Here is a 15,126-nt window from a genome sequence, read left to right on the forward strand (position 1 = left end):
AAGCAGTTTCTGCGTAAGGACATGCACTCCTTTAGCTCCTAACAAGTTTAAATAAAACAATAACATTCAAAAGATAAATTACAATGAAAAGTAAACATATAATCGTACTCATGGCAATGGCATTGCCGACCTTCGGTCTACAGTCATGTCTTGACTATGATAATCCCGGTGATGAGTTCAACTCAACAACCAAGAATGTTGAGAAGGTAACAAGCCGTGGTGACGTTGATAAGATTCCTTTCCGTCAGGCTACAAATGCCGCTACTGCTGAAGAGGCGTTGAATGCTATGCAAGACTTGCTCGATGCTGGTGTTGGTGGTCAGTTTTCTATGCGTGGTGGTAAGAATGGTGAGAACCCAGGAGCGCATGCTTATCAGTATCAATACTCATTAGGTGTTGATAACTATGCAGAGTACACAGTTATCCCTCACACATTCTTCCAGTATTCTAAGATTCGTCTTGCATCTTCTTATGCTATTGACCAGAAGTGTTATGGCGGTGCATGGGGCTCATTCACAGAGATGAAGACGAGTCTTGTACCTATCTTGAATAACGAGAAAATCAATGCTATTCCAGAGCTGAAGGCTGCTTACTTGACACTCTTCAATCAGCAGGCTGTTGAGGTTGCAGATGTTTATGGTCCTATGCCTTATCGCGAGTTGAAGACTAATCTGCAGGTAGGTCCTTATACCTATAATAAGGTAGAAGATGTATACAACGATGTTATTGCTAATCTCGATACAGCAATTGCTTGTTTCCATTACTTCGATCAGAAGCCAGCTGACTATAAGCAGAAGATTAAGAGTGCCTTTGTAGATCGCTTTGTGGTAATGACCGATGGTGGTGCTGCTGACGGTACCTTGAAATCATGGGCACGTTATGCTAACTCTTTGAAGTTGCGTATCGCTATGCACATGGTAAAGAGCGATCCTAATCGTGCACAGAAGTTAGCGGAAGAGGCTGTTACTGATGGTGTCATTGAGAATGAGTCTCAAAGTGTTTCTATCCGTCCAGGTGTGATGGGATTCAGTCATCCATTGCCAGGAGTAGAGAATTGGGGTGATGCCCGTATGAGTGCAACGATGGAGATAACCTTAAAGACCTTCGATCACCCATGGTTGAAATACCTCTTTAAGAAGAACGATAACGTAATTAAGAACAACAAGACGGGTGAAACGACACCAGCAGATACTCGTATTTGTGGTATACGTACAGGTACGCATCCAGGCGAAGGACAAGGTTACGATGAGAACCAGTACATCGCATTCAGTAAGTTGAATGAACAATACTTCACTACTGCTCCGCTTTATCTTATGAAGTATGCAGAGGTTTGCTTCCTACGTGCTGAAGGTGCACTTCGTGGTTGGAACATGGGCGGAACAGCACAGCACTTCTATGAGGAAGGTATTCTTCATGGTAACTGCGAAGACCCAGAAATGAAGTCGAATGACGGTGAAGGACCTGCAGGTCAGCATGGTGTCAACTGGTATGACGCATGGATTCATAAGTACATGGAGCAAGAGAATCCTGTTGCTTACGTCTATAAGGATCCTACGGGTGATACCCCTGATGCAGCTTCACCAATTCATGTTGGTGTGAAGTGGAATGATGGTGACTCTCAAGAAACCAAACTTGAGAAGATTATTACACAGAAGTATCTTGCCACATATCCTAATGGTTTCGAGGCATGGGTAGACCTTCGTCGTACTGGCTTCCCCCGTATGTTGCCTGTTCTGAACATCGACGAGGCTGATGGTAGCCTCTTCCCTGGCGATATCATGCATCGTCTTCCATTCCCGGGTACAAGCGACATTGCAACAAAGCAGGATGTTGACAATACTGGTATTCCAGCGTTGGGCGGTCCAGATAAGATGGCAACTCGCCTCTTCTGGGATAAAACTACATCAAACTTCTAAGCGATGTAGTACTTTCGAATAAGAATACATTTTAATCCCAGCAGTGGGAGTACAGTCATTCTACTGCTGGGATTTAAGATATAATATTACTAAATAAACAATAATAATCAAAATGAAAAAGAAAATTACTCTTAGTGCGTGGGTGGTAGCAGCCATGTTGGCTATGGCACCTATGGGTGCTGCAGCTCAGACAGCAGGTATGTCTCCTACAGCTTCTACGCAGGTTTATGACCTTTCTAAGCTTAGCGATCAAGTCTTGTTAGAGCATTTTGCAAAGCTCGCAGACCAAGGGAAAAAGTATCCAACAGATGCTGATCTGAAGGAATGGGGCATTAAAGACGAGGTGGAATTCATTCGTTCTCACGTGAAGAAACGTGCTATTGAGTCACGTGCTGACCGTCTTATCAAAGACACATACGAGAAGCGTAACCTCTTTATGAATATCCCCGGCGGTGCAGGAAAGAACCTCGGCGGTTATCCTTCAAAGACTTTTGCGAATGATAACTTCTCTATGTGGAACTATACCAACCTATTTGGTGCATGGAACTATGGGCTTTTCCAGGCTCCAGGTTCATGGGCTGATGCTGCGCACCGCAATGGTACAAGCATCTTCGCAGGTATTAAGTTCTTCGACCACACAACAGGTGGAGCTGCAAACAGTTGGGCTGACTTCATCATGACACGCAATGCAGATGGTAGTTTCCGTTATACGCATCCTATCATCAACTGTATGCGTTTCCTCGGTTTCGATGGTATCAACTATAACTGGGAGAGCACTAACAAGTATAGAGAAACCAATAATATTGCTTTCCACAAGGAACTCTATAGGATAGCAAAGGAAGAAGGTTTCAATGATTTCAAGATCATGTACTATACTACCAACCAAAGTCTGACATCTTATAATTCTAGCTATATGTGGGGACAAAACCCTGAGAACCGCATTAGTGAAGTGATGTTGAATTATGCTAGTAGCGACTTCAGTTGGAATATAGGTGAGTCTGTAAGAGAGGCAGAACGCACAATGGGTTCTGCTGATGGACTTTATGCAGGTGTGTGGATAGTAAGTATGGACAGGCGTTGGAATAGCCTTGACAACCAAGATGCAAAGCGTTGTGGTATCTGCTTATGGGGTGAACATGCCGAAAGTCGCTTCTGGAGCTATAATACTGGTGGTGATGCTTTGTCACGTATGTCTAATTATCAGGAGTATTTAGAGCGTGCTTTCTCTGGTGGTAATCGTAATCCTTTGTCACGCCCAGAGATTAGTAACACTGGTAATAACGTTGAGGCACAAGGTAGCACACCTCCATTGAAAACATTTGCGGGTCTTGCATCATGGATTCCAGAGCGTACTGCCATTTCTGGAAAGCTACCTTTTGCAACCCACTTCAACATGGGTAATGGCGAACTTTATAATTATAAAGGTAAGAAAACAGCTGGCTCATGGTATAACATGAGTAGTCAGGACATTGTTCCAACCTATCGTTGGTTGGTTGTTAATGCAGGTACAGAGACTGCAAGCACAGCTATTCAACCATCATTGACTAACGAAGATGCCTATACAGGTGGTGCTTGCTTGAGCTTGAAAGGTGTAAGCAATGCAGGTGCAACGGACGTTGTTCTCTATAAGACTAACCTCACCCCTTCTAAGGGTAAGGTCGTAGCTAAGGTTGCTATTAAGACTGGTAAAGAGGGAACAACAGACTCTAAACTTTCTTTAATTGTACGTGTAAATGGAGCATGGAAGGTTTATCCAGTAGGCAATACAGATAACAGCAATTGGACAGAAAAGCGTATAGAACTGAATGATATCACTACTAATCAGAAGATTGATCGTATCGGTTTGCGTGTAAATAATCCAGATGCTAACTATAAAGTTCTTGTTGGCAAGCTCGAAATCAATGATGACGTGACAGCCACACCAGCAAATGTTAAGGATCTGACCATCCAAGTGAAAGAAGAGACCAAGACCTCTCTTTCTGTAAAGGCTGTATGGGGTATCGATAAGGAATCAGGCTCGGCTCCAATCGTATATAACGATGATGCAAACATTGATCACTTCGAGATTCTCTATAAGAATGGACAGAACGGAACTGTTTCAGAGATCGGTCGTACTTCACAGTGGGCTACATTCGTTCCTAACATTCAGTTTACAAGTGTTGATGATAAGCCATTTATCGGTGTTCGTGCAGTAGGTACTGACCTCAAGACATACTCTAAGATAGTATGGAAAGAAGTACCTCGTGCTAATCAAGCAGACCTCCCTAAGGCAAAAGATGATTCTTACGGCACTGTTGAATTGGATAATTCTGCTGCTGGCGCAGATGTTGCGAAGAAGATTCGTTACGTTGAGAAGTTCCAAACAGAGGGCGGTACAGAGAACATCAATTATACTGCTTCTGGTCCTGCTCATAATGAAACCAACTATGTTGATGCAACTGATCAGAAATTGGTTGTGGCTCAAGGTGCAAAAGTCAAGGTGAAGATTAAGGGGTACAAAGCAACTGAATATACAGATGGATCACATGATGACCTCCGTTACTGTATGGGTAAAGCATGGATGGACTTTGATGGTGACCATCAGTTCAACCCTGATAACCTCTCTGACAAGCCAGAGTCTGGTGAGTGTGTATTGTTCTTCGGCAAGGTTCGTGCTGGTGTTCCTGAACAGGTAGAACGGCTTAATGAATACGAGTTCACCGTTCCTCAGGATGCTAAACCGGGTAAGAGTCGTATCCGCCTCGTATTCTGTGACGCATGGTTCCAGGGTGGTTTGACCCCAACGGGTAAGTTCAATAAGGGCTTTGCTATCGATTTCGATGTGGAAATCACAGGTACAAATACGCCTCGTCCTGGTAAGGTCGACACCCACGATAAGGGTACAGCAGACCAGCCAGAGATGCTTGAAGGTGGTTCAACCAACATTGAGACAGCTAATGCTGGCGCGGCTTCTTCAGTTGTAGTTGCTGGTGGTCAGGTTGTCTTCAAGAATGTTGAGCGTGCATGGGTATTCTCTGTTGACGGTCAGACTGTGAAGAGCTTGGTTAATCCAAAGTCTTTCAACACAAATGAGTTGCCAGCAGGTGTTTACCTCGTTAAGATGCAGAACAATAATGTTATCCGTACACAGAAAGTTACTATTAAGTAATAAGTAATCTCTTAGGAATAAGGTTATCTGGCTTGATTTCATCGAGTCGGGTAACCTTGTTCCGCTTTTATAGGTAAAGTTTTTAGCTGTCTTTTAACAACTAATTACTCATAGCCAAGCTACATTTTGAAAAGTTATAAGCCATCAACACGAGTGGTGTTTACCATTAGCACAACACGTGCGGGGCGTTAGCACATCAGATGAAGACGGTAAGAGGAATTCATTAGGATTACGTTGTAAGTCAATAGTGAATAACTCATGTGGGAAATAAGAGCAGACAGCACTGCTTTAGAATCTTGTCCTTGGACATAAGCTATACTCCTTAAAGGGAGAAAGCAGATATAAGTCGTAATTAGATTTACAATTATTCAATAACAAAACCCAAATCAATTATGAGAAGAATTCATTTACTTCTTTTTGGTTGCTGCCTGATTCCATCTACTTTGATGGCGCAGGAACTTAAGAGCAACTATATTCAGTGGGGCTTTGAATCTCAGCAGTTTCCAAACAAACTTCGCAGTTGGTCAAAGTCTAACCCTAAAATCAATGATGATGATAACTTCTTCATCTCTCGTGTAAAACCAAAGCAGCGTTTCCGTTACGAAGGAACACAGGTTCGTACGGACCTTACAGAGACAAACGACAAGAAGCTCCTTGCTTGGCTGCCATGGAACGTGCCAAGTAAGAACGCTCTCCCTGATGGTGTCTTCGACTCTGAGGTATTCTCAATGTGGCCTTACGTAACTCACTGGGGTGACTGGAACTGCGGCTTAGGTCGTATTCCTGCAGCTTTGTTGGACGTTGCACATAAGAATGGTGTAGCTGTATCTTCTGTTGCTGGTATTCCTGATGGTCAGCTTAAAGGTGAGTGGAGTAGATCACTGACTACACTCGCAGGTTCTGATATTCAGACTGTAGCTGACTATATGAAGTACTACGGTTATGACGGTTTCGGTTATAACTCTGAGTTTTCTGAGTATTATACTGCAGGTCGTGTTACAAAAGCAGTTAGAGATTTCCACGTAAAACTCAACAAAGCAATCAGACCTTATAATCCTATTTTTGAAAATATTTGGTATGATGGTACTAATGATCAAGGTCGTGTTACTTTCGACCAAGGTCTGGGCGATCATAACAAGACTATCTTCGGTGAAAGTGGTAGCGAGGCTGCAGACCTTTTCTTCAACTATAACTGGAACCGTTCTTGGTTATTGGAGAATTCAGTAGCTAAGGCTGAGGAACTTCACCGTAACCCATTGGACCTCTACGCAGGTTTCAATATGCAGGGAGGCGAACCAAAAACATATAGTACTGTACGTTGGCCGCTTTTGAAGAAGTACCCAATCTCAATCGGTCTTTGGGGTGCTCACTCACAGAACATGTTCTTTGAGAGTCGTGGTGAGAAGGGTAGTGACCCAGAGACACAGCAGCGTACTTATATGTTGCGTACTGAGCGTTGGTTCTCAAGCGGTTCACGTAACCCTGTTACTACTCCTGAGATTTCACACAGCATGCAGTACAATGCTGATAACACAGATTTCCACGGTATGTCAGCTATGATGACCGCACGTAGTTCTATGTCTTGGGACTTGACACAGGAGCCATTGATTACTTACTTCAACCTCGGTAACGGTAAGTTCTTCAACTATGGTGGTGTTCGTCAGAACGATCGCCCATGGGCTAACGTAGGTGTACAGGATTACTTGCCAACATGGCGTTGGTGGTTTGCAAGCAAGTTGCTCGGTCGTACCGCGGCTGATGTTCCTGCAACTGGTCTTGATGCAGAGTTCGTATGGGACGATGCTTACATGGGTGGTTCTACTGTTCGTGTACATGGTTCTACTCCTAAGGAGTATCTCCACCTCTTCAAGACAAAGTATGCTTTGAAGACAGGCGACGTTATCACCTTCCGTTATAAGGTTAAGGGTGGTAAGGCTGATGCTTCTTTGGTATTCGCTACAGAAGATAATGTAAACGCAGAGAAGGCTTATCCAGTATTGACAACTGCTGATGAGGCTGATGAGGATAAGTGGGTTGAGAAGACTATCACTGTTGGTGGCGACTTGAACGGTAAGACACTTGCACTCGTTGCACTCAAGATGGAGAATGCTGCCGACTTGAATCTCTACCTCGGTGAGTTCTCTATCGTTCGTGGTACTTTCGATACTCCAGCTCAGCCACAGATTGTGAAGACAGCTCTGTTGCATTCTGCAAAGAATGGTGTTGACGGTAAGATTATCTTCAACATGCCTAACACTAAGGCAAAGGGCGAGCCTTGCTACAATACAGACGTGAAGACTTCTCTCTTCAAGCTCTGGGCACAGCAGGAGGGCAAGGAGCCTATCCTCATGGGTGTAACCACTTCATGGGCAGGTATGTTCTATTCTGTTCCTGTTGACCTCAAGGGTCAGGGCAAGGTTAAGTTCGGTGTGTCTGCAGTATCTCTTGATATGAAGAAGGAAAGTGCTATCGCTTGGGGCGAGAATCACGAAATCTTCACAAACTATGACTACAACGACGAAATCAAGGCAGACAAGTCTGTGATTAAGCCAAACGAGGAGTTCACTATCTCTTATGTTGACCCACGTCACGAGGCTGGTAACTGGAAGATTGTTGATGGTTCTGGTAACGTCGTTGCTCAGGCTGACAACGCTACAGAGATTAAGGTGACTGGCATTGCTAACGTAGGTTTCTATAACCTCATTCTCAATGGTAAGGTAGCTTCAACTTCTGGTCGTGTAGACAAGGAAGTAACTTACTCTAACTATGTTCAGATTACTTCTAATGCAGTAGGTGCTGTTCCTCACATCAACAAGCTGACAGCTGATGAGAGCGAGACAAGTATTGAGGTTGTTGCCAATAAGGAGGTAACAATGAAGTATGAGGGTAAGAAGGCTGACGGTTCAGGCTCAAGAGGTGTTAAACTCCTTGAGAAACCAGTAGGTGTTAAGGTTTCTGAGCTCGGCTTTAATAATACAAGCAAGAACAATCAGGCTTGGTCACTCGCATTCTGGGTTAAGTTCAATGGCTTCACTGGTGGTACTCAGATTGTAGATATGCGTCATCCCGGTACTGACTGGCCACAGAATAACTGGGGTTCTATGTGGACTACATACGATCCTAACACAGGTGTTTATGAGGTGACACTCCGTGAGAAGAATGCTGGTGGTGCTAAGGAGTACAAGCAGCGTTGGAAGGTTGACTTCGTTCCGGGTGCTTGGACACACTTCGTTTTGGCTATGGAAGGTAACGGTACAGATACCAAGCCTATGGTTTATATCAATGGTAAGGCTGCTAAGGCTCATAACTGGGAATATAATGGTCAGCAGGGCGAGGGTCTTAATACAGCTCGTTTTGCAAACAATGCATGGTGGGATGAGAATATTCTCGGTATTGGCTTTGGTCGTGCTGGAGCAGCTGCTATTAATGGTACTGTTGATGATGTTAAGTTCTTCGACAAGGCTATCTCTGAGGCTGAGGCTACAAAAACAATGATGTCTATAGCTACTACAGATGCTGGTATGAAGGCTTACTGGGACTTCGAGTCAGATGCTGCTGCAGACCACTACTTCGCAAGTAAGGTTGGTACTGCTAAGATTGCGCACGGTGAGTTGAAGGCAGGTACTGGTGAGGGTGTTACAACGCTTGTTCCAGATGCTCCAACTTATGATGCTGGTAGTGCATTCGTTTCTGGTAATTTCCAAGTGACAACTACTGCAGAGTGGACTGCTAAGAAGGCTACTATCACTTCACAGTCAGGTAACGATCAGGCTGGTACAGCGAAGTTGAAGTATGCTAAGGCTGGTGACTATGAGGTTACATTGACCTTGACCAATGCTCACGGTTCTGACACTCGTACCTTCAAGGTAATTAAGGTGAAGGCTGATCCAACAGGTATCAATGGCACTGAGGCTGCTGATATGAAGGTTTACGCAATCGACCGTGACGTATTGTTTGATGTTGAAACACCGGGCAACTACCTCGTTCAGGTATTCTCTACCAATGGTCAGATGGTTGCAAGTAAGGCTGTTTCTGTCAATGGTGCAGAGTCTGTACGTCTCCATCTTGGTGCTCAGGGCGTTTACGTCGTGAATGTTAAGAAGGACGGTAAGACACTCCGTACAGTGAAATTTATCTGTAAGTAAATAATTCTGTAAGTGCTGGAAGGAGCTCTACTCCTCTGGCACTTATGTTTTAACCTAATCTTATTGCTTATAAAAGCATCTAAACTTTAAACTTTGGGTACATAAAAGAATTATAACTAAATAGCATTATTGCTAAACAGAAATAAACAAACCTTATATGGCTGTATGTGTATGGCTGTATAAACCTAAATTCATTTATAAACTAAACATTCATTATTCATGAAAAAGATTACTTTATTTGCATCTTTGGCATTGGCGAGCTGTCTCAGCATGAGTGCACAGCGTACGCCAACACATCCATTGGACATCCAAGATGCTAAGTTTGAGAACCTGCCTAACTACCTTGAAGCATGGTTGAAAGGCGAGATGAAGCAGCCACAGGGCGTCAGCGATATTGACGACCAGTTCTTTATCTCACGTGTTCGCCCACTCGAGCGTATTAAGGATGGTGATTATCAGGTGCGCCAAGGCGTGAAGCGCAATCGTAAGATGTGTCTGTGGACACCGCTTGACGACCCTACCGCTCAGTGGAAGGCGCTCCCTCGTTATTGCTTTGAGGGCGATAACTTTAGTTTGTGGTCATACATTGATATCCACGGAAACTGGACTTCACCTTGGATTCGTTCTACCGCAGGTCTGACTGACGTTGCTCATAAGAACGGTGTCAGCGTGGGTTGTGTGATGTCTATTGGTTATGGTGCAAGTGTATATCTTAACCAATGGAGACAAGATACCTATAGTAAGGTTCTTTTCAAGCTGTCGAAAAAGGAGGGAGATAAGTTTATTTATGCCGCTCCTTTCGTTCGCTTGATGAAGTATTATGGTGTGAATGGTATCGGTTTCAACTCAGAGTTCTATACTAATGCAGCATCAATGAAACAATTGAGTGAGTTCTTTGTGGCGTGTCATAAGGAAGCTGAGAAAATCAATTGGAAGTTTGAAGTACATTGGTATGATGGCACAGCTGATAGTGGTTATATTCGCTTCGACCGTGGATTAGGTTCTCATAATGAGAAGATCTTTGGTGATAAAGACAATATTGCCACTGATATGCTCTTTGCCAATTATAACTGGGACGGTGGATTACTTCGTTCATCTGTAGCTACAGCCAATCGTTTGGGTCGTAGTAGCTTCGATTATTATGCAGGCTTTGACATTCAAGGTCGTGGTTTGCGCCAGGCAAGTTGGAGCGCATTGTTAGACAATGATATCTCTATCGGTTTCTGGGGTGCTCACAAGCAGAGTCTTATCCACCAGAGTGCTACCGACAATGGTACATCTGACATTGCTATTCAGAAGACTTATCTGAAGAAGCAGGAGCTTATGTTTAGTGGTGGTTATAACAATCCAGGTCTGTTACCAGCCATCAATACAGATTGTAATTTGGCGAATGCAAGCTTAAAGAGCTTCCACGGACTTGCAACCTTCCTTACAGCGAAGTCTACTATCCAGCAGGTTCCATTTGTTTCACGCTTTAACCTTGGTAATGGTTTGAGCTTCCGTAAGGATGGTAAGGTTACCTTCAATCACAAGTGGTACAACCTCAATACGCAGGATTACATGCCAACATGGCGTTGGTGGATTACTGATGGTTCTGATCAGGTAAACACAGGTAATATCAATAGCCTTGCAAAGGCAGAACTTACCTTCGATGATGCTTACTGGGGTGGCTCATGTTTGTCTATCTCTGGTCAGACAGCATTCTCACGTGTGAAACTCTTTAAGACAATGCTTGAGGTAAAGCCAGACTATGAGTTCTCTGTTACCTATAAGACGATCGCCGACAAGGACACACATGCTAAGTTCTTTGTAGCCCTGAAGGACCACGTCACCGAGTATAAAGAGGTGGCATTGCCAGCTGTTGAGGCAGTAGGCGAGTGGAAGACTTTCACCGTAAAGGCTTCAGACTTAGGTTTGGCTGCTGGTGATAAGGTAGCGATGATGGGTCTTGTTGTTGAGAATACTCCTGCCAATTATGAGTTGCGTGTTGGTGAGATGGCGCTCCGCGACAATGCAAAAGACTTCGCTACAGCCACTCCAACAATCAAGAAGGTTGAGATTCTCCGTGGTCGTTACAACGCTTGTGACTTCAAGATGCAGTATGCTTCTAAGGAAGAATCAGGTTGGGAGAAGACTTATAACGATGAGGTAGGTACATGGTATTATGAAATTTACTTCCAACAGAAAGACCAGCCAGTGCAGTTGCTTACCGCTACAACCTCTTGGGCTGCATACGTTGTTGATGCTCCAATGGTATCAGGTGCCGACAAGCGCGACTGCCGTTTCGGTGTACGTGCCGTATCTCCTGATGGTAAGAAGGGTTCTGACATTGTTTGGTCAGAGTATAAGAAGGTTGCTTACGACCAGCCATTGAGCGATGTCGTTGCTGACCGTCCTGTTATCAAGCCAAACGAAGAGTTCACACTCAAGTATCTTGATGACATGGTTCCTGCTGCTCAGTCATGGAAGTTGAAGAATGCAGTTACTGGTGCTGTTGTTGCTCAGGGCGAAAGCGGTACAAGTGCTAAGTTTACTGTTCCAACAGAGGGTACATACGACCTCGTTGTTATGGATAGCAACGGCAAGGAAAGCATTATCCGTGGTAAGGTAAAGGTGACGCCAGAGGCTACAGGTGCTGTTCCTCAGATTACCGATATCACTGCTGACAAGACAACAGAAGTGACTGGTAAGAACGTAACCTACACTTACGAGGGTCGTCTCGGTGAGGGTAAGGCGTCACGTGGTCTTGAGATTACCGACCCTAAGATGTTCCGCATCCCTGGTGATGTTCAGCAGGGTAAGTCTTATTCATATGCTCTCTGGTTCAAGGCAGACAAGTTCAGCCATGATAGTCAGGGTACAAACCTTATCAATAAGAACTCTATCCATGACAAGTGGCCACATAACAACTGGGGTGACCTTTGGGTGACTATCCGTCCAGAGTGGCAGGGTCATAGAACGAAGCATGAAGCGAATGAGATTTCGTTCAATACTATGGGTTGGACAGCTCACGACAATCCTTATGAGGAAGTGATGTCTACTGGTTACAATGTTACTCCAGGTGTATGGAACCATATCGTTGTAACACAGGATGAAGGCAATATGCAGAAGATCTACTTCAACGGTCGTAAGGTGGCTGACCACAGCTTCACAGAGTCTAAGCGTCGTGAGGATGTTGCACAGAGCGATCCACGTATCGATGCTAATAAGGTAGCCGACATCTTCATCGGTGGTGGTGGTGTTTACAAGAGCGGCTTCAATGGTATCATTGATGAGGTTCAGGTATGGAGCAAGCCACTCTCTGACGATGAGGTGTTGCAGGCGATGAAGGGCTATAAGGAAGGTCAGGTTCCTACTGACTTGAAGGCTTACTTCACATTCGAGGAGGCTAATGGTATGAAGTTTAAGAATCTCGGTAGTGCAGGTAGTGCTTTTGATGGTTCTGTTGTCGTTGTCGCTGGTAGTGGTGGCGAGAATACATCAAGTGCTTCTTACGTTGACCAGAAGCCTAACAACGATGTATTAGGCTTCCCTGGTGTTGTCGGTACATACGAGATTAAGACAGTTCCTACTTGGACTTTGGGCGATGGTGTTATCTCTTCATCTACAGATAAGACTGCTGTCGTTACCTATGCTGCTCCTGGTAAGAAGAATGTAACTTTGAAGCTGAAGAACGGCTGGGGTGAAGCTGAGAAGACCGTTGAGGAAATCGTTGAGATTACCTCTGAGGCTAACGCTATCGATGCAGTCGATGCTCAACTTGGCTTCTCTGTTTATCCTAACCCATTCGTTGAGAGCGTAAATCTGCGCTTTGCTGAGAATGGTCGTTACACAGTTAACGTGCTCGGTACTACTGGCACACTCCTCCAGAGCAATAGCTTTGAGGCTGCACAGGGTCAGGTCGTTAATGTAGCTATCACTGGCGCAAAGGGTATGTACCTCGTTCAGGTGCTTAAGAATGGTAAGGTTTACAAGACTGTGAAGGTTGTGAAGAAGTAGAAAGCAACCACGACTGACCGACCAGCCCCTCCCCCTTGCCCCTCCCCCATAGGGAGGGGAGTGAAATGCGAGATACCCCAATAATAGGGGATGCGATTCTTTAGTGAACTAATCTTTACTGACAGATGGGAAGTACTGGGAACAACTTGCTTATGAATAGCAGAAAGATATTTCCTAAGTAATAAGGGGTATCACGCATACCTTATGAATAGCAAAAAGACATTTCCTAAGTAATAAGGGATATCATGCATACCTTATGAATAGTAGAAAGAAATTTCCTAAGTAATAAGGGATATCACGTATACCTTATGAATAGCAGAAAGATATTTCCTAAGTAATAAGGGGTATCACGCATACTACTCCCCTCCCTTTGGGGGAGGGGCAAGGGGGAGGGGCTTTTATTTTTATTATTATGATCACACTCACTCAATCAACCTACAAGACTACCACATGGAAGGGTGGTGTCACACGTCAGATTTTTATCTCACCTGCTGATGGCGACTTGTCAGCACGGCAATTTGATGTGCGTATCTCGTCGGCTATTATCGATGATGTACAGAGCGATTTCTCTGATTTTTCGGGCTTCACACGTTATATCCTGCCCTTGGAAGGAGAGATAACGCTGATAAAAGATGGTCGTCATGTTACTTTGTCACACAATGCTTTGTATGAGTTTGAGGGTGACGAGAAAGTAAGTTCGGAGAATACGCAGGGAGCTGTAGATTTTAATATCATCGTGCGACACGGCATTAGTGTTGAGGTGGGGATAATGGAAGATGCAGCGTTCACGGACAGCCGTCGAACGATTGTTTTTGCCCTTGAAGATTGTATCGTTGAGGGTGAGGCTCTTTCTAAACACGATACGGCACTCCTTGACGAGCCTTTCTGCCTAAAAGGAAAAGTTGTCATTGCTCGATTCATGGAATAACGGATGGTCAGAACGCTCGTTTCTGATCATCCGTTTTGTAAATATAAGCTCACGCTTCAAAAATTAAAGACGCCCAATAGCGATTGAATTAACGCTCTTTTGGCTTGCAAAAGGTGCCCTTTAAGCCCCTTACTAACGCCCTTTTGAAGTCCAATTAAGCACCTTTTGAAAACCGCTTCTGCAACTATTTGATAATAAAAGACTTATGAGGGTGCAGAAATAGCTGATTCTTAACTAAAAATCCTGTCTTTTCTTACATCTAAATGTAAAATAAATTCAGAAGCCGACTACGATTTTTTAGCCTTTGAACTTTGAGGTTTAACCTTTGAACTTTGAGGTTTGAACTTTATGATATGTACCTTTACTGACTACGAATTTCTCTAATTACGTTAATGCTTATTGGTAGTTTACGAGTTGACTGGTTTACGAGTAAACAAGTTGCTTGCATCAATGAATATAGCAGGCAGTAGTAATCATAATTATGAATTCTGAATTGTGAATTTTGAATTATAGTAGTAATCATAATTATGAATTGTGAATTATGAATTCTGAATTATAGTATTAATTTATATTAAATCTTAATAGACTAATGCAATAAAATAAGTAGATGTATTCCTAAATTTGTTATCTTTGTAGCTAACATAAAAGCATAGTCTATGATAAAAAATATATTTACTCCTTTTCTTTTCACATTACTGCTCTCTGTAGGCTTCGCCGCACCGGTGCAGGCACGTGCAGCGATTGATTTGATTGACTTAGACGTTCAGACTATTTTAATCTCGGTTGTTGGTAACGTGTTGCATGTGGTTGGTGCTGAGAACGAACAGTTGGCAATCTATAATGTGACGGGTGTACGTGTGATGAGTGTGAAGGTTGACGGTGACGATAAGCACTATACGCTCAACCTCCCGAAGGGATGCTACATCGTCAAGGTGGGTAACGTAGTCCGCAAGGTGTCAATTCGTTAAGAAGGCGTTAAGCACTTGACAA

6 protein-coding genes are annotated in these 15,126 nt (G+C 43.9%); all 6 read left to right on the forward strand.

Features of this window, described 5'->3' with window-relative positions:
- The first annotated feature begins 83 nt into the window (after positions 1–83).
- The 6 genes from J4861_RS01565 to J4861_RS01590 all read left to right on the forward strand — a co-directional run bounded on the left by J4861_RS01565 (position 84) and on the right by J4861_RS01590 (position 15,104).
- Positions 84–1,916, forward strand: coding sequence for a SusD/RagB family nutrient-binding outer membrane lipoprotein (locus J4861_RS01565; protein WP_211816442.1), 1,833 nt, complete (start codon positions 84–86; stop codon positions 1,914–1,916).
- A 112-nt stretch (positions 1,917–2,028) separates the two neighbouring features.
- Positions 2,029–5,064, forward strand: a complete 3,036-nt coding sequence (locus J4861_RS01570; RefSeq protein WP_211816443.1) for an endo-beta-N-acetylglucosaminidase — start codon at positions 2,029–2,031, stop codon at positions 5,062–5,064.
- 392 nt (positions 5,065–5,456) lie between these two features.
- The gene (locus J4861_RS01575) at positions 5,457–9,209 is read left to right on the forward strand and encodes an endo-beta-N-acetylglucosaminidase (protein ID WP_211816444.1); all 3,753 of its coding nucleotides are present in this window, start codon (positions 5,457–5,459) and stop codon (positions 9,207–9,209) included.
- A 219-nt stretch (positions 9,210–9,428) separates the two neighbouring features.
- Positions 9,429–13,208 carry an endo-beta-N-acetylglucosaminidase gene (locus J4861_RS01580; RefSeq protein ID WP_211816445.1) on the forward strand — a complete coding sequence of 1,260 codons (3,780 nt, stop codon included), beginning with the start codon at positions 9,429–9,431 and terminating at the stop codon, positions 13,206–13,208.
- A gap of 412 nt (positions 13,209–13,620) precedes the next feature.
- The gene (locus tag J4861_RS01585; RefSeq protein ID WP_211816446.1) at positions 13,621–14,136 is read left to right on the forward strand and encodes a HutD family protein; all 516 of its coding nucleotides are present in this window, start codon (positions 13,621–13,623) and stop codon (positions 14,134–14,136) included.
- A gap of 656 nt (positions 14,137–14,792) precedes the next feature.
- On the forward strand, positions 14,793–15,104 hold the full coding sequence (locus tag J4861_RS01590) for a T9SS type A sorting domain-containing protein (protein ID WP_211816447.1): 312 nt from the start codon (positions 14,793–14,795) through the stop codon (positions 15,102–15,104).
- Positions 15,105–15,126: the final 22 nt, after the last annotated feature.

It is taken from the genome of Prevotella melaninogenica (assembly GCF_018127925.1).
Lineage (GTDB): Bacteria > Bacteroidota > Bacteroidia > Bacteroidales > Bacteroidaceae > Prevotella > Prevotella melaninogenica_C.